14 protein-coding genes are annotated in these 14,164 nt (G+C 60.3%); 6 read left to right on the forward strand and 8 right to left on the reverse strand.

Going from position 1 to position 14,164, the window contains the following annotated elements:
• The first annotated feature begins 153 nt into the window (after window positions 1–153).
• From ACR0MV_RS14665 to phnN, 4 genes are read left to right on the forward strand one after another with little or no spacing between them, the layout of a single operon-like run.
• A complete protein-coding gene (locus tag ACR0MV_RS14665) occupies window positions 154–1,014 on the forward strand; it encodes an alpha-D-ribose 1-methylphosphonate 5-phosphate C-P-lyase PhnJ (protein ID WP_170426832.1) in 861 nt (286 codons plus the stop codon).
• Window positions 1,011–1,781, forward strand: a complete 771-nt coding sequence (phnK, locus tag ACR0MV_RS14670; protein ID WP_170465824.1) for a phosphonate C-P lyase system protein PhnK — start codon at window positions 1,011–1,013, stop codon at window positions 1,779–1,781. The genes ACR0MV_RS14665 and phnK overlap by 4 nt, the downstream gene beginning before the upstream one ends.
• An 11-nt stretch (window positions 1,782–1,792) precedes the next feature.
• Window positions 1,793–2,476, forward strand: a complete 684-nt coding sequence (phnL, locus tag ACR0MV_RS14675) for a phosphonate C-P lyase system protein PhnL (protein ID WP_480702574.1) — start codon at window positions 1,793–1,795, stop codon at window positions 2,474–2,476.
• Window positions 2,473–3,021 carry a phosphonate metabolism protein/1,5-bisphosphokinase (PRPP-forming) PhnN gene (gene phnN, locus ACR0MV_RS14680; RefSeq protein ID WP_170426829.1) on the forward strand — a complete coding sequence of 183 codons (549 nt, stop codon included), beginning with the start codon at window positions 2,473–2,475 and terminating at the stop codon, window positions 3,019–3,021. The genes phnL and phnN overlap by 4 nt, the downstream gene beginning before the upstream one ends.
• Here phnN and ACR0MV_RS14685 read toward each other — a convergent pair.
• On the reverse strand, window positions 3,003–3,686 hold the full coding sequence (locus ACR0MV_RS14685; protein WP_170426828.1) for a DUF1045 domain-containing protein: 684 nt from the start codon (window positions 3,684–3,686) through the stop codon (window positions 3,003–3,005). The genes phnN and ACR0MV_RS14685 overlap by 19 nt on opposite strands.
• Before the next feature lie 52 nt (window positions 3,687–3,738).
• Between ACR0MV_RS14685 and ACR0MV_RS14690 the strand changes: the two genes are divergently transcribed.
• Window positions 3,739–4,878 (forward strand): alpha-D-ribose 1-methylphosphonate 5-triphosphate diphosphatase, encoded by a 1,140-nt coding sequence (locus tag ACR0MV_RS14690; RefSeq protein WP_480702575.1) that lies wholly within the window; start codon window positions 3,739–3,741, stop codon window positions 4,876–4,878.
• Here the strand turns inward: ACR0MV_RS14690 and ACR0MV_RS14695 are convergent, their stop codons facing one another.
• Genes ACR0MV_RS14695 through ACR0MV_RS14725 form a run of 7 tightly spaced genes read right to left on the reverse strand, consistent with a single transcriptional unit; the run spans window position 4,879 to window position 11,376 of the window.
• Window positions 4,879–5,355, reverse strand: coding sequence for a class I SAM-dependent methyltransferase (locus ACR0MV_RS14695; RefSeq protein WP_480702576.1), 477 nt, complete (start codon window positions 5,353–5,355; stop codon window positions 4,879–4,881).
• Between the two features lie 14 nt (window positions 5,356–5,369).
• Window positions 5,370–6,125, reverse strand: a complete 756-nt coding sequence (locus ACR0MV_RS14700; protein ID WP_480702577.1) for a polysaccharide deacetylase family protein — start codon at window positions 6,123–6,125, stop codon at window positions 5,370–5,372.
• Window positions 6,122–7,264, reverse strand: coding sequence for a glycosyltransferase family protein (locus ACR0MV_RS14705; RefSeq protein WP_480702578.1), 1,143 nt, complete (start codon window positions 7,262–7,264; stop codon window positions 6,122–6,124). Before ACR0MV_RS14705 ends, ACR0MV_RS14700 begins: the two co-directional genes overlap by 4 nt.
• A complete protein-coding gene (locus ACR0MV_RS14710; protein ID WP_480702579.1) occupies window positions 7,261–7,845 on the reverse strand; it encodes a histidine phosphatase family protein in 585 nt (194 codons plus the stop codon). The genes ACR0MV_RS14705 and ACR0MV_RS14710 overlap by 4 nt, the downstream gene beginning before the upstream one ends.
• Window positions 7,842–8,918: a glycosyltransferase family 4 protein gene (locus tag ACR0MV_RS14715; protein ID WP_480702580.1), complete on the reverse strand. Its 1,077-nt coding sequence runs from the start codon at window positions 8,916–8,918 to the stop codon at window positions 7,842–7,844. The genes ACR0MV_RS14710 and ACR0MV_RS14715 overlap by 4 nt, the downstream gene beginning before the upstream one ends.
• Window positions 8,918–10,165, reverse strand: coding sequence for a glycosyltransferase family 4 protein (locus ACR0MV_RS14720; protein WP_480702581.1), 1,248 nt, complete (start codon window positions 10,163–10,165; stop codon window positions 8,918–8,920). Before ACR0MV_RS14720 ends, ACR0MV_RS14715 begins: the two co-directional genes overlap by 1 nt.
• On the reverse strand, window positions 10,162–11,376 hold the full coding sequence (locus ACR0MV_RS14725; RefSeq protein ID WP_480702582.1) for a glycosyltransferase family protein: 1,215 nt from the start codon (window positions 11,374–11,376) through the stop codon (window positions 10,162–10,164). Before ACR0MV_RS14725 ends, ACR0MV_RS14720 begins: the two co-directional genes overlap by 4 nt.
• Before the next feature lie 358 nt (window positions 11,377–11,734).
• Here ACR0MV_RS14725 and ACR0MV_RS14730 point away from each other — a divergent pair, with 358 nt between their 5' ends.
• A complete protein-coding gene (locus ACR0MV_RS14730; protein ID WP_480702583.1) occupies window positions 11,735–14,116 on the forward strand; it encodes a mechanosensitive ion channel domain-containing protein in 2,382 nt (793 codons plus the stop codon).
• The last annotated feature ends 48 nt before the right edge of the window (window positions 14,117–14,164 follow it).

Below are 14,164 nucleotides of genomic sequence, written 5' to 3' on the forward strand. Positions count from 1 at the left end.
AACTCCATTCACCGCTGGGATCCCGCTTTAGCGCGCGATGCCGTCGCTTCGCATGACGAGAGTGCAAGAAAAGATAAAACAAAAGCGCCAATAACAGCGCACCTAACCAAAATACGTCCACAAATACACCAAAAAACAAAGTGATACATCAAAATGAATGAGTATAACTTCGCATATTTGGACGAACAAACCAAGCGAATGATCCGCCGCGCCATTCTGAAAGGGCTGGCGGTGCCCGGATATCAGGTCCCATTTGCCAGCCGCGAAATGCCGATGCCTTATGGTTGGGGCACTGGCGGAGTGCAGGTTTCGGCCGCGACGTTGACGCCTGACGACACGTTCAAAGTGATCGATCAGGGCGCAGACGACACCACCAATGCGGTGTCGATCCGCAAGTTCTTTGAGAACACCGCAGGCGTTGAGACAACCGAGGAAACAGAGAAGGCGACGGTCATCCAGACCCGCCACCGTATCCCCGAGGCAAAGCTGCGCGAGGATCAGATCATCGTCTATCAGGTGCCGATCCCGGAACCCCTGCGCTTTTTGGAGCCGCGTGAGACAGAGACCCGCAAGATGCACAGCCTTGAAGAGTACGGGTTGATGCATGTGAAGCTGTATGAGGACATCAGCCAGCACGGGGCGATCTCGACCGCGTACGCCTATCCGGTGATGGTATCCGACCGTTACGTGATGGACCCGTCTCCGATTCCGAAATTCGACAACCCAAAGCTTGAGATGGACGCAATCCAGCTGTTTGGCGCGGGGCGGGAACAACGCATTTACGCAGTGCCACCGCACACCAAGGTCGTCAGCCTGGATTTCGAAGACTATCCCTTCGAGGCTACGAAGGCAGACCATCCCTGTGACCTGTGCGGGGCCGAAGACAGCTATCTGGACGAAGTCATCATGGATGATGCAGGCAACCGGATGTTTGTCTGCTCGGACACCGATTATTGCCGGTCGCGCCGCGAGGCAGGCCACAAGGGCCGACTGGCCGAGGAGAACGCAGCATGACCCCTCTGTTGCAGGTCAAAGGCATCGAAAAGCGTTATGGCGCGCGGATCGGGTGCATAGATGTGAGTTTCGATCTCTACCCCGGTGAGGTGATGGGGATCGTGGGCGAAAGTGGCTCGGGCAAATCGACCCTGTTGAACTGCATGGCCGGTCATCTGGAACCGGATGCTGGGCAGGTTATCTTTGATACCCGCGCCGAAGGGCCGGTCGACACGGTGACCATGTCCGAACCTGAACGCCGGATGCTCAGCCGAACGGACTGGGCGTTTGTGCACCAGCACGCGCGCGACGGTCTGCGCATGTCGGTCAGCGCCGGTGGGAATATTGGCGAACGCCTGATGGCCGTGGGTGATCGCCACTACGGGGATATACGGGATCGCGCCATTGACTGGCTGGGCCGAGTCGAGATTGAGGAGTCGCGTGTCGATGATCGCCCCTCGGCGTTTTCCGGCGGGATGCAGCAGCGCTTGCAGATCGCCCGTAATCTGGTCACAGGACCACGGCTGGTGTTCATGGATGAGCCAACGGGCGGTCTGGACGTCTCGGTTCAGGCACGTTTGCTGGATCTGCTGCGCGGTCTGGTCCGCGAGATGGGGCTAAGCGCGATTATCGTCACGCATGATCTGGCCGTTGTCCGACTGCTGGCGGATCGGCTGATGGTGATGAAGGACGGCCATGTGGTCGAGGCCGGGCTGACCGATCAGGTTCTCGACGACCCACAACACGCCTACACGCAATTGCTGGTTTCCAGCGTTCTGCAAGTCTGAAGGTGACGACGATGATTGAACTCAAAGATGTCAGCAAGAGCTTCACTCTGCACAATCAGGGCAGCGCGGTTATACCGGTGATGGAGGGCGCCTCGCTGAATGTCGCGTCCGGTGAGTGTGTCGCCCTGACTGGGGCTTCGGGCGCAGGGAAATCGACGCTGATGCGTGTGATCTACGGCAACTATCTGGCGGCGTCCGGGCAGGTCTTGGTGGGCGATCTGGACGTTGCCAAAGCTGAACCGCGCGAGATCCTGGCGCTGCGGCGTGAGACACTGGGTTATGTCAGTCAGTTCCTGCGCGTGGTGCCCAGGGTGCCCACGCTGGAAGTGGTGGCCGAACCGTTGCTGGCCGTCGGGTGTGAGAAACAAGCAGCGCTGGACAAGGCGGCAGGCTTACTGGCGCGCCTGAACATTCCCGAGCGGTTATGGACGCTTAGCCCGACGACCTTCTCGGGCGGTGAGCAGCAGCGCGTCAACATCGCGCGCGGATTTGCGCATGAATACCCCGCGATGCTGTTGGATGAACCGACCGCTTCGTTGGACGCCCAGAACCGGGAAACGGTGTTGTCTCTGATCGAAGAGGCGAAAGCGCGCGGTGCGGCCATCGTCGGCATTTTCCACGACATCGAAGCGCGCGCTCGTGTCTGTGATCGTGAGATCGACGTATCCGCATTCACTCCGGGACTGGCCGCATGAGCCTTGCGCCGGTCATAGCGGTCGTCGGCCCGTCCGGTGTTGGCAAGGACAGCGTCATGGAGGCGCTTGTCGCACGGGTGCCCGGTATACACCGGGTACGCCGTGTGATCACCCGTCCCGAGGGCGAAGAGGGCGAAGATTTCGACCGGGTATCGGTTGAGACCTTCGAGAATATGGTGCTGGACGGCGCCTTTGCGCTGCATTGGACGGCACATGGGTTGCAGTACGGCGTGCCGGTAGACATCGAAGAACTGCGACGCACGGCGGATGCTGTTCTGGTTAACCTGTCCCGCTCGGTCCTGCGTCGGGCGCAGGACGTCTTCGGCGATCTGATCGTGATCTCTCTGACCGCAGACCCAAAGGTTCTGGCGCACCGGCTGTCAGCGCGCGGGCGCGAAAGCGCCAACGAACAGGCACGGCGTCTTGGGCGGGCCAGCCTGCCGCTGTCGGATGGGCTGAACCGGGTGATCGAGGTTGATAACTCCGGGTCTTTGGACGCCACGATTGACGCGATCCTCGCCGCGCTTCAACCGGAAAGGGCGTAACGTTGGATCAGGTGAAACCGTCCATCCCCGGCCTCGCCCATCAGCGCCAGATCATTGATGGCAAACGGGCTGGGCAGCAGCGGTACCAGCCGCGCGTCCAAGGCGGCCTCAACAGTCGCCAGTGTGGGCTTGTCCAGCTTGCCACTAAGGGTGATGTGAAAGCGGAATGTGTCCAACACGTAGGGATAGCCCCAGCGGGTCAGGTTGGCGTCCTGTTCCGGCGTCAGGCCCGCGGCGCGGCGACGTTCCAGTTCGGCCGCAGGGGCAGGGGCGCGAAAGCTGTCCAACTCGCGCACGCAGGCCGCTGCAAGCGCGTTCAGGCCTGCCGTGTCGCCCCGAGGACGCAGCGCCAGAAACCGGCCAAGCCGCGCGATATCCAAACCGTCGAGCGTAACGGTGGGTTGCGTTGCAGCCAAACGTTCACAAGCCAACCGCAGATCAGCCAGCGACTGACCGTCATTCAGGCGAAACGGCGGCTTCATCGTTGCGTGAAGCCCATATTTGCGCGGCACCTGCGTTACGGCGGCGACGTGGACGCCCTCAATATCGGGGTGAGCGACCTCCGCCCCCGCTTCCATGTCCCAACCCAGCCACTGGGTCGCAAATTTCGTCCATTCGGCCTTGGCCGGTGGCGCAAAATAGATCGCGTATCGCGTGAATGTCACATTGGCCTCCTATGCGTGGCCTTCCCAATAGCTCAAAATTTGTGAAGTTCAGATGACAGAAGAAATGATACTTGCCAATGCCACTCTTGTTCTTCCGGATGAGACGGTTACCGGCAGCGTTCACATCGTCGGAGAAACCATTATCGATGTCGCAACCGGCCCGGCCATTCCGGCAGGCGCGATAGACTGCGAAGGGGATTACGTTTGCCCCGGCCTGGTCGAGCTTCACACAGATAATCTTGAGCGTCACATCCAGCCGCGGCCCAAGGTCGACTGGCCCCATTCTGCAGCCATTCTTGCACACGATGCGGAACTGGCCAGCACCGGGATCACCACCGTTTTCGATGCGATGCGCATCGGCTCGATCCCTTCGGGCAGCCGGTACAAGAAATATGCGCGCGGCCTGTCGAAAGAGCTGTGGGATCTGTGCGAACAGGACGCCCTGAAGATCAGCCACTTTCTGCACCTGCGGGCCGAGGTGTGCTCGGAAACGTTGGTGGACGAATTGGATGAGTTCGGACCCGAAGACCGGGTTGGCCTTGTATCACTGATGGATCATACGCCGGGACAGCGCCAGTTTCGCGATATGACGCAGCTGGAAGCCTACATGAAGGGCAAGCACGGGATGAACGATGATGAGTTCCTGCAGCATGTAGCGACGCTCAAGGCGCTGCGGAACCGGTTCGGCGACAAGCACGAGGTTGAAACCGTCAAAGCCGCCAGCCGCTTTGGTGCGATGCTGGCAAGCCATGACGATACGACCGAAGGGCAGGTACGCGTCTCTGCAGGCCACGGCATAACACTGGCCGAGTTTCCAACGACCGTTGAGGCCGCGCGGGCCTGCCATGATCATGGGATCAAGGTGATGATGGGTGCGCCAAACGTTATTCGCGGCGGGTCGCATTCCGGCAATGTCGCCGCGCATGAGCTAGCTGAGTTGGGCCATCTTGATATTCTGTCTTCGGATTACGTTCCGTCGGCGCTGCTGTTGTCCGCCGCGCGACTGGGAGAGATGTGGGGCGATTTTGCCCGAGGCCTGAAAACCGTGACAAAGACCCCGGCCGAGGTTGTCGGGCTGGATGATCGAGGTGAGCTCCGCACAGGCGCGCGCGCAGATGTCATCCGGTTCCGTATGCGAGAGGGCGCGCCTGCGCTGAACGGTGTCTGGTCGCGCGGGCGCCGTGTCGCCTGATCAGGCTCTGTAGAACAAGTAACGGTCCGGTGCGATGGTTTCCGGGCCGTTGATTTGGTCAAACCCAACCAGGGGCTGGCCCGAGATCAGCAGCCCACCGGGCAGCATCACTTCCGCGATCACGGGGCTAAGCCGGGCGGCCTCGGCCACATCCTCTTCCTTGACGCCGCGCCCGAAATCATAATGCGCCAACGCGATCTTCGGTCCACCCTCGGCCAGCCTCCGCAGCATCGGTTCAGCCTCGCCCTGCAGAAAATCCTCTGCCGGAGGCGTGCTGGACGGATGGCATTGCAACACACGATCCATGACCCAAATTCTGCGATCCGGCAGGATTTCCCGCAGGTGGTCATAGGTGCGCCCGTTTCCAAGGCCCATGTCCAACACATCGCCGGGCATATCGGCGATCTGTTCGACCGACCAGTTCAGACCGTCGCGTTGGGCGGTCAGGCGGCGCAGCATGGAATCCAATCGGCTCATTCAGATCTCCGTTTTCATTTGGCTGTTGGGGCTGACCAGACAACGCTCGGCCCGTCCAGAAGTCTTATCAACAGGTCATGGATAAAGGTCCAGATGTCCTCATCATGGACCAGGTGATGGGTCAGGACGCCGAAGGGCTCGGCGTTATCCGCGCGATCTTCCCGGCGGTCTTTCAAAAGTTGCGCAGTCTTGGCAATCAGCATATCCGGGTCAGCCGACCCGCGTGACCCGCGCCAATCGATCGGGTCCAGGTGGGTGTTGACCTGTTCCAGCCCGGGGGCCGCCCGCGCGCTGGATCGCGGAGTGGCGGTCGACAAGATGCGATAGCCTGCGCCGGGAAGCTCTTTCACTACTTCGGGCGCAATTCGGTTCCAGGGCGGCACGAACATTGGGCACAATCGGTTCCCAAACAGCGCCTGAAGGCGTGACATGCCGGATTGGGCGTCGTGCAGGACGTCAGCGATGGGTCGGTGCAGTCGGAACTCGGATTTCTTCTCACCTTGCGGAGCGTGGTTCTGATGCGCCCAGCCGTGTACGACCGGGATCAGGTGTGATCGCGCGCTGACATAGTCAGCCAGGCTGGCTTCGGCCTCTCGCGGAATGATGGCCAGATGAACCGGCACGCCGAGGTCCTCGGACATAGCCGACAGTCGCTCTAGCTGCGGTGTTGGTGAAACCGCATCATCATCGCGCCACCACAGCGGCAGGATCAAACCTTGCTGACGCCAAAGCGCCAATTCATCGGTCAAGATGTTCCAATCGGCCATCATCCTCGCCGCTCCAAAAGGTCCTTGGCGATCCGAACGGATTGCACCGCGCCGTCGAAGCCTTGATCCGAAACCTCGCGCGGTCCGGCTGAGATGACGCGATCAACGGCCCGGGCCAGCATATCGCCGTTCAGGTCCTTGCTTGGGATCACATCGATGGCAGGCATTTCTGCAAGAGTACGTGCGCGCAGGCTCTGTTCAACTTCGTTGCCGTCATCGAAGGGAATGAAAACCGCCGGTGTACCGCTTTGCAGAAGGTCCAGCGCGGTGTTGTAGCCGCACATGCTGATCGAGGCCGCCGCATGTGGCAACATCTGCCGAAAATCGGGACGTACCGGTTCCAGCGTGACCGGAGCATCCGCCGCAAGCTGTCGAAGTTTATCAATGCGCGCTTTGGCATCCTGTCCGCCCACCAACAGGCGCCAGCGCCTGTTAGGCATCTTTCGGGCGGCCTCAATGGCGGCCCGAAAGATCGGCTGCCCGACTGAACCGCCACCGGCGCTGACCAGGACCTCGTCCTTACCGGTTGCTTCCGTGTGCGGTACCGGGGCGGGAGGAGCTACAAAGCCGGTATAGAAAAGCCGCTGCGCCAATTGGTCGGAAACCGGCCAACTTATGTCCAGCGGCACGACGTCTTGATCCGCGTGGACAAGAATACCGTCATAATAACCCATCACGATCTCTTCGGCGCGCTTTGCCTTTGAGGGTTTGGAGGGTGGTGCCAGAATGTCCCGGATAGACCCCAAAACCACCGGGCGTGGACTTAGGGCTCGGGCGGAGTCCAGCGCGGCCAAAAACTCTGCCGCTAGCGATCGACGGCCAAACGGAAACAGTTCGGTGATCAGAATGTCGGGTGCAAAACTGCGCTCAGCCTCGACCAGCGCGATCTTGCGAGCCGTCAGATAGGCCTCATCCGCAACCGATCCGTCTTGAGTCAGCAGACGCGTGAAATCCGTTCCATCCGAACGCAGCGGCGGCAGGCCCAACAGAGTCATTCCGGTGCTGTCCAACTGCGGTGCCGGCATCCCGCCCGAGACGACAAACGTCTCGTGACCCTCCGACACAAAGGCCCGACCCAGCGTCAAAGCACGGCTCAGGTGGCCGGTGCCCAGCAAATGGGTGACAACGATCATGACCTTCATTCCGGGGTCTCCTGCCGGAGCAAACGGATCGGTTCTGGTTGCGCACCGAAGCTTTCCAGGTCGATGACATACAGCCGGTTGCGTTTGATTTTGAACGGTGCTTCGCCCTCGAAACCCCAACCCCAGGCCCTTGCCAGTATGACGCGCATGATGCCGATGTGGCAGACGGCGACCGTGTCGCCTTGCAGCGCATCCAGCCAGGGTTGCAACCGGGCGCGGACTTCGGCCGGGCTCTCCCCGTTCGGGGGGCGATAATCCCAGCCCCAATCCTCGATATGACGGTAACCGCTGCCTGTGTCCGCGACCAGATCAACGCCGCGCTGACCTTCCCAATCGCCCCAGTTCATTTCGATCAGGGCTTCGGCGACCATGGGCTTGTGCCCTGCGACCAGCCGTGCTGTTTCGCTGGCGCGTTGCAAGGGGCTGGACCAGAGCGCCGCCTTGTCCCATGGCTCGGGCAGTTCATAGCCGGCCAATTCGACGCGGGCGTCGTCGTCCAAGGGAATATCGCTGCGCCCCTGAATGCGGCCCGCGCGGTTCCAATGGGTGTGACCATGGCGCAAAAGGGCGAGTCGGCTCATGCGGTGCCTCCGATTAGCGGTCGTGCCGCCCGCCAGAACCCTTCGGTCGCGGTGGGCATAAGGTGGCGGTCAGTTACATAGGCGCGCGCCTTTGCCCCAATCGACCCGCGCAGGCCGGGATCATCCAACAGATTTTGTAACCGCGTAGCAAACCCTTTGGCCCCGCTGTCAACGGACGGATAGTCGGTCGGGGCCAGCACATCGCGAACGCCAGGTCTGTCCTGCGCCATGACGGGGACCCCGCTTGCCTGCGCTTCCAGATAGACCATGCCATACGCCTCGTTCACGCCAGGCCACACCATGATAGACGCGTTCGCGTATGCGTCCTGCAAGGCGTCGCGGTCCAACTGGCCAAGAAATTGAACCTTTGCGCCGAATGGCGCCATCAAGGCTTCGACATCGGCTCTCACCGGTCCGTCACCCGCGATGTTCAGGGTCCAGTCGCCGGTCAAATACGACAGGGCCTGGGCCAGCACATGGTACGAAGCCAGCTTGTCGCCTTGCCGCATCATCCCCACCGTCAGCATCGGCCCGTTGCCCGAAGAGGCGGGTGGCAGCGTTGTGATCGGCAGAAAAGGCGGTAACTCGACCAGGTCCTGATTGCCATATCGCTCACGCTTCAGCGTGATCAGATCGTTGGCGGTGTGGTAATAAATAACGGCCGCCGCATCGCAGGCGTCATGCGCGGATTGAGCAAACCCGGACCATGGACCATTCAACCGGCTGGTCGCCCGAGTGCTTTCCAGTTGGACATACGGTATGCCACGTGCGGCACAGACTTTGGGGCCCAAAAGGTCCGGTGCCTTGTAGTAATTGTGGTACGTCACCCACAGATCGGTGTCGGCAGGCATTTCTGCGATCAACCGCTGCGCTTCGGCCTCGGCTGTAGCGCGCAGGTTCTGCTGCACCTCAGCATCCCCGGCTTTGTCGTAGATGCGCAGTTGCGAGATCAGATCGACCTGATCGCCTTGCGCCCCAATGGCTCGGATCAGGTTGCGCGCCATTTCCCTGTCGCCCGACGGCACCGGGCTGTCCGGTGATTTCATCGGCGAGAAAAAGGCGACGCGGGCCATCAGTCTTTGCTCGCGCCTAACGCGCTAAGCCGTTTGGACAGCAGGGCAATGCCCGGATCCATGCGGAAATCAGCCAGCAGGCGGGTGCGGGCCGCGTTTGCCATGGCTGTCGTGCGATCCGGGTTGGTGGCCATCTCGGTAATCGCCTCGGCCAGCGCGGCCGGGTTATCATCAGACAACAGCCCATGCGTGCCGGTGTCGATAAACTCGGGGATGGCCGAAACAGGTGTCGACAGGATCGGCAACAGCTGAGACGCGGCCTCCATCAACACATTCGGCAGCCCGTCGCGGTCCCCGTCCGCCGCGATGCGGCTAGGCAGGACAAACAGATCCGATGCGCGCATAGCGGCGATCACCTCGGGTTGGTCGCAAGCTCCGCGCCAGGTGATCCGATCCGCGATACCAGCGCCCTCGGCTCTGTCGCTCAGCGCCTCGGCCAGCGTACCGCCACCGATATGGGTCCAGTGCCAGTCCAAGCTTGTAGGCAACATGGCAAAGGCATCGATCAGGCGGTCAAAGCCCTTTTTCTCGACCAGACGACCAACTGAGAGCATATGAAACGGCCCATCCGCAGTGCGGGCCGCACGGTTTGGCGGCTCAGGAAAACGGTTCAGGTCCAGTCCGTGATAGATCAGATCGATCCGCGCGGGATCGTCAGCCAGACTGCGCAGGTGCTCGGCACCGATCGCGGTACAGGTCGCTCCGAAGGCTGCCCCGTGAGTGCTGGCCTGCAGCTTCTCGGCCTTTTCCCAATCGGGTGAGGTCCAAATGTCCTTGGCATGGGCCGAAAAGCTCCACGGCAGGCCGCGTATGATGGCGGCATAGCGTGCAACCGAGGACGGGGTGTGCATGAAATGCGCGTACATCACCTGTGTTTCCGAGGGCAATTCAGCCGCCAGAACGCATGCCTGCCCAAACCGACGGATGCGATTATGTGTCGGGTCGCGACGCAGATCCGCGCGCCACACTTTGTAGGCTTCGGAATAGCCGGGCAGGGATTGCGCGACGCTGCGCGCCGCCCAGACACGCTGAGGCTCTTGGTACAGATATTCAGGCAGGTAATGCACCTGTCCCTTGAACCGGTCGTGCAGCGGGTGGCGCTTGACGTCCGTCGGGTGTCGCAGCGACCAGATGTCGAACCGGTGACCTGCATCCTGCAAGGCGACCAATTCCTGCGCAATAAACGTCTCGGACAGGCGCGGCCAACCTTTGACCAGCACCGCCAGCTTGGGGTGTTTGGAAGTCATCCGGTGGCCCGTTCCCGTTCTCCACCAAGCAGCGCGTCGACGCGGCTTGTAACATAGTCCAGCCCGTCCAGCAGACCTTCGCTGATCGCTTGCGAGGGCAGAGCTTGATGCGGCAGGTTGCGGATGGCGCTGATCATGGCTTCGGCTGTCAGCCCGTCGCGGTTTTCGTCCAGCATCCGCACCAGTCCCAGATCTTCGGCCCGCGAGGCGCGGATCCATTGCTCCAGCCTTGGCGTCGTGCGCGGCACGATGACGGCGCGTTTGTCGAAGGACAGCACCTCGCAAAAGGTGTTGTAACCGCCCATGCAGACGACGCCCGCAGCCCCTGCGAACAGGGTTTCGATCTGCGATTCAAATCCAACCGCCGTGACCCGGCCGTTCAGCGCCGCAACGCGGGCTTCGAATTCGTCGCGCTGTTCACCCGCAAGGAATGGGCCGTACACCAGAACGGCCCGGGGTGACAAAGTGGGGTCTTGTTCGTAGGCGGACAGTACCAGGTTCACCATGGCCTTGCCGTCGCCACCGCCACCAGGCGTGATCAGGATGTAAGGTTGCTCCGGCGGTTCCCCGACGGGTCCCAGATCGCGGCGCAGATACCCTGTCCAGTGAATCCGTGACTGCGCAGCGGCGCTGAGGGGCAGGCCCCTGGTCGGATCATAGATCGAGCGCAGCCCGTAGACCCAGATTTCATCATAGAATTTCTCGGTCGCTTCGATGGCTTCTTTGCGCGCCCACTCGGCGGCCAGAACGTCGGGCTCGTCCAGAACGTCGCGCAGACCCAAAACGATCTTGGTGCGGCGGGTGCGCACCATGCTTTCCAGTGTCGGGATAAGCTCTCCGCGAAAACCTGTGGGTTCCTTGTCGACGATCAGAACGTCGGGGTCGAATTGCTGAACGGATGTCTGGATCAGGCCCGCGCGCAACTCGGTGACCTCTTCGATCCCCATGCCAATCGTTTGCGATGCATAAGATCCGTCGGCTCGTTTGGTCACACCGGGCAGGCGCACGTGATCCACACGGCGCGGAAATGTGAAACGACCGGCAACGGGCGAGCCCGTTAGGATCAGTGCCGACGCGGAAGGGTCAGCCTGTGTAATTGCACTTGCCAAGGCTCTGGACCGACGCAAATGGCCCAAGCCGAACGTATCGTGGCTGTAGAACAGAATGCGCGGCGCACGGCCGGTTGTTTCTTCTTGTCTTTTCAGGCTCATGCTTTCGCCTATTTCACTGTCTTGGTGCAACTCCGCGCGCTTGCACCTGTATCGTATATATTTTTTCCGGCTGCGAGCAAAATCACGGATGTAAACCAGGCTGTCTCGACCTTCGACGCATTTAAACGTGGGTTCCCCGGTCGCGCCCTGTTCTACATCAAATTGTCAGTTTACCCGCTTTGTTGACCGTGTTTGCCCGGTCATATTCCGTTTTTTCCAGGTTGCAAACACTTCGTTTCCAAGCATGGTGCCAGGAACACGCCGTGACACGATATTGCGACGTCAGGGGTTGAGTGTTTGAACCGGCCAGAAGGCTTCGATACTCTGCCTTGCGAAGAATGAATTGGAAGAAAACCGGATGAAACGCACATTTCTGGTCGGATTAACGCTGATACTATGGTCCCTTACCCTGGCGCTGGTGGGTGGGGCCGCAGCACAGACCTCGCTTATTCCGGGCTATCCCACGGGTTCAAGCAGCAGCTCGGAACCAACCAATGACAGCGACCTTGCTGCGGCGATCCGGTCCGCAACGGAGTCTGGTGCCAGCGTCATCGTCATCGACAGTACCGGGCAGATCGTATCCACCGGAGGACAAGGCGCGACACCGGGACCCGAAGGCCCGTCGGACCCGATGGGCGACGGTTCGCAGTTGATGAAGGCGCAGGAGCGGTTTTCCAAGTTTCGCGAGTCCATGAATTCGCGGCTTGAGGCGCTGCCCTATTCGATCTTCGAAGTTCAGTACATTCTGCGCCAGACCAGCCCGGATGGGCGCATTCAAACTTATGTCGAAGTTCTGTTCTGGAACATCCTGTTTCTGTTGATCGGACGATGGTTGTCGATCGAGATTTACGGCAAGCGCATCGCCAAGGGCTTTGTCGTCGCCCGGTCCAAAGAGAACCCGCAGGGCTATCGCGAAAAGATGCCTTTCCTGGTGTTCCGCTTCTTCATGGGGATCGGAGCCACGGTCTTTGCGATGCTGATGGCGCTAATTGTCGGGTTTTTGTTTTTTGGCGAAGCCGAAGACATCTCTATCCAATTCACAGTCACCGCCATTTTTACGGCGTTTTTCTTGTCGCGCACTGTGTCCGACCTGTGGCGGATGGTGCTGTCTCCGTACCTTAGCCAATATCGACTGCCGCCCTTTTCGGATCGCGACGCAAAACGGCTGTACATCTGGGCATCCGCTTTGGCCACATATGACATTACCGTTGTGCTGTTTGCCACCTGGGTCGCGGATTTCGGGCTCAACTATAACGTCTACGCCATGGTCTATGGCAGTCTGACGATGCTGGGTGCGTTGGGCAATGTCCTGATGATCCTGTTCAACGCACGCGCCATTTCCAACGCCATTCGTGGCGGTCGGACGCCGGATCAGGTGTCGTGGATTCTGCGCTTTATCTCGTTTGCCTGGGCGCCGGTGTTGATCCTGTACATGGTGTTCAGTTGGTTCAAGCTCGCGGTTGACCTCGTGCTGGAAAACGAGAACTCGATCCCGATTGTGGCCAGCAGTTATGCCATCTTCATGTCGGTCGTGGTTGCCTACGGTGCGATGAACTACCTGCTTGAGCGGTATTTCGATCGCAACCGGCAGATGGTCGAGTTGAATTCAACCTCGGACGACGTCGAAGTCGACGCCGAGGATGAGGTGATTGAGACCCCACAGGCTGAAATGCGCAAGCATTCCATCGTGACATACGAAGATCTGGCGCGTCGGGTCGCGGGTATTCTGGCTTTTGTCGTCGGCCTCTATGCGCTGGTGGTTATCTGGAACCCAGACGCAAGCTGGAGCGAGGACCTGCCGATTGAACGTGCGCTGGACGTTATGGTGATCCTGTTCATCGGCTACGTCCTGTTCAATTTCTTCCGCATCTGGATCGACTCCAAAATCGCGCAGGAAATCGACGATGGCGGCGGTGAGGCCGAGTTGGGCGACGAAGGCGGGGAAGGCGGACAGAGCCGGCTTGCGACCCTGCTGCCGCTGTTCCGCGGGGCCATTCTGGCGGTGGTCGTTGTCACCATTGCCCTGATCGCCCTGATGGAGCTGGGCATCAATGTCAGCCCGCTGTTTGCAGGTGCTGGTGTTGTCGGTCTGGCGGTTGGTTTCGGATCGCAAACGCTGGTGCGGGACATCTTTTCGGGCGCGTTCTTCCTGATGGATGACGCGTTCCGCAAGGGTGAGTACATCGACATAGGGGATGTAAAGGGAACGGTCGAAAAGATCTCGGTCCGGTCATTCCAGCTGCGCCATCATCTGGGCGCGCTGAACACGATCCCCTTTGGTGAGATCAAGGTGCTGACCAACTACTCGCGTGATTGGGTGATCATGAAACTGCCCTTGCGGGTGACCTACGACACGGATGTCGAAAAGGTGCGCAAGCTGATCAAGAAGCTGGGGCAGGAGTTGCTGAGCGATCCGGTGATCGGAGACAACTTTATCCAACCGCTGAAATCGCAGGGCGTGATCGAGATGCAGGACTCTGCGATGATCATACGGGTCAAGTTCATGACCAAGCCGGGCGATCAATGGCTGGTGCGTAAGAAAGTGTACCAGGAAATTCGCGAGTTGTTCGCGCGGGAAGGTATCAAGTTCGCCCACCGCGAGGTCACGGTGCGCCTTGCGGATGGCAAAGAAGCCGAGGATCTGACGCCAAAGCAGCGTGAGGTCGTGACTGGTGCAGTTCAGGCGGCAATTGACGAGGATTATCTGGACGACATCGGACCGGGCGGCGACGATCGCTAGGGCGCGCTCCCGCCCCTTTGGGTGACGTCTCTGACGAGACGTCACCCA

This window comes from Ruegeria sp. BC3, assembly GCF_056539265.1.

Excerpts from the sequence above, each read along its gene's own strand:
- phnL (WP_480702574.1), top strand. The coding sequence starts at position 1,793 with ATGATTGAACTCAAAGATGTCAGCAAGAGCTTCACTCTGCACAATCAG.
- ACR0MV_RS14665 (WP_170426832.1), top strand. The coding sequence starts at position 154 with ATGAATGAGTATAACTTCGCATATTTGGACGAACAAACCAAGCGAATG.
- ACR0MV_RS14710 (WP_480702579.1), bottom strand. The coding sequence starts at position 7,845 with ATGAGCCGACTCGCCCTTTTGCGCCATGGTCACACCCATTGGAACCGC.
- ACR0MV_RS14715 (WP_480702580.1), bottom strand. The coding sequence starts at position 8,918 with ATGGCCCGCGTCGCCTTTTTCTCGCCGATGAAATCACCGGACAGCCCG.
- ACR0MV_RS14720 (WP_480702581.1), bottom strand. The coding sequence starts at position 10,165 with ATGACTTCCAAACACCCCAAGCTGGCGGTGCTGGTCAAAGGTTGGCCG.
- ACR0MV_RS14730 (WP_480702583.1), top strand. The coding sequence starts at position 11,735 with ATGAAACGCACATTTCTGGTCGGATTAACGCTGATACTATGGTCCCTT.
- ACR0MV_RS14700 (WP_480702577.1), bottom strand. The coding sequence starts at position 6,125 with ATGATGGCCGATTGGAACATCTTGACCGATGAATTGGCGCTTTGGCGT.
- phnK (WP_170465824.1), top strand. The coding sequence starts at position 1,011 with ATGACCCCTCTGTTGCAGGTCAAAGGCATCGAAAAGCGTTATGGCGCG.
- ACR0MV_RS14705 (WP_480702578.1), bottom strand. The coding sequence starts at position 7,264 with ATGAAGGTCATGATCGTTGTCACCCATTTGCTGGGCACCGGCCACCTG.
- ACR0MV_RS14725 (WP_480702582.1), bottom strand. The coding sequence starts at position 11,376 with ATGAGCCTGAAAAGACAAGAAGAAACAACCGGCCGTGCGCCGCGCATT.
- phnN (WP_170426829.1), top strand. The coding sequence starts at position 2,473 with ATGAGCCTTGCGCCGGTCATAGCGGTCGTCGGCCCGTCCGGTGTTGGC.
- ACR0MV_RS14690 (WP_480702575.1), top strand. The coding sequence starts at position 3,739 with ATGACAGAAGAAATGATACTTGCCAATGCCACTCTTGTTCTTCCGGAT.
- ACR0MV_RS14695 (WP_480702576.1), bottom strand. The coding sequence starts at position 5,355 with ATGAGCCGATTGGATTCCATGCTGCGCCGCCTGACCGCCCAACGCGAC.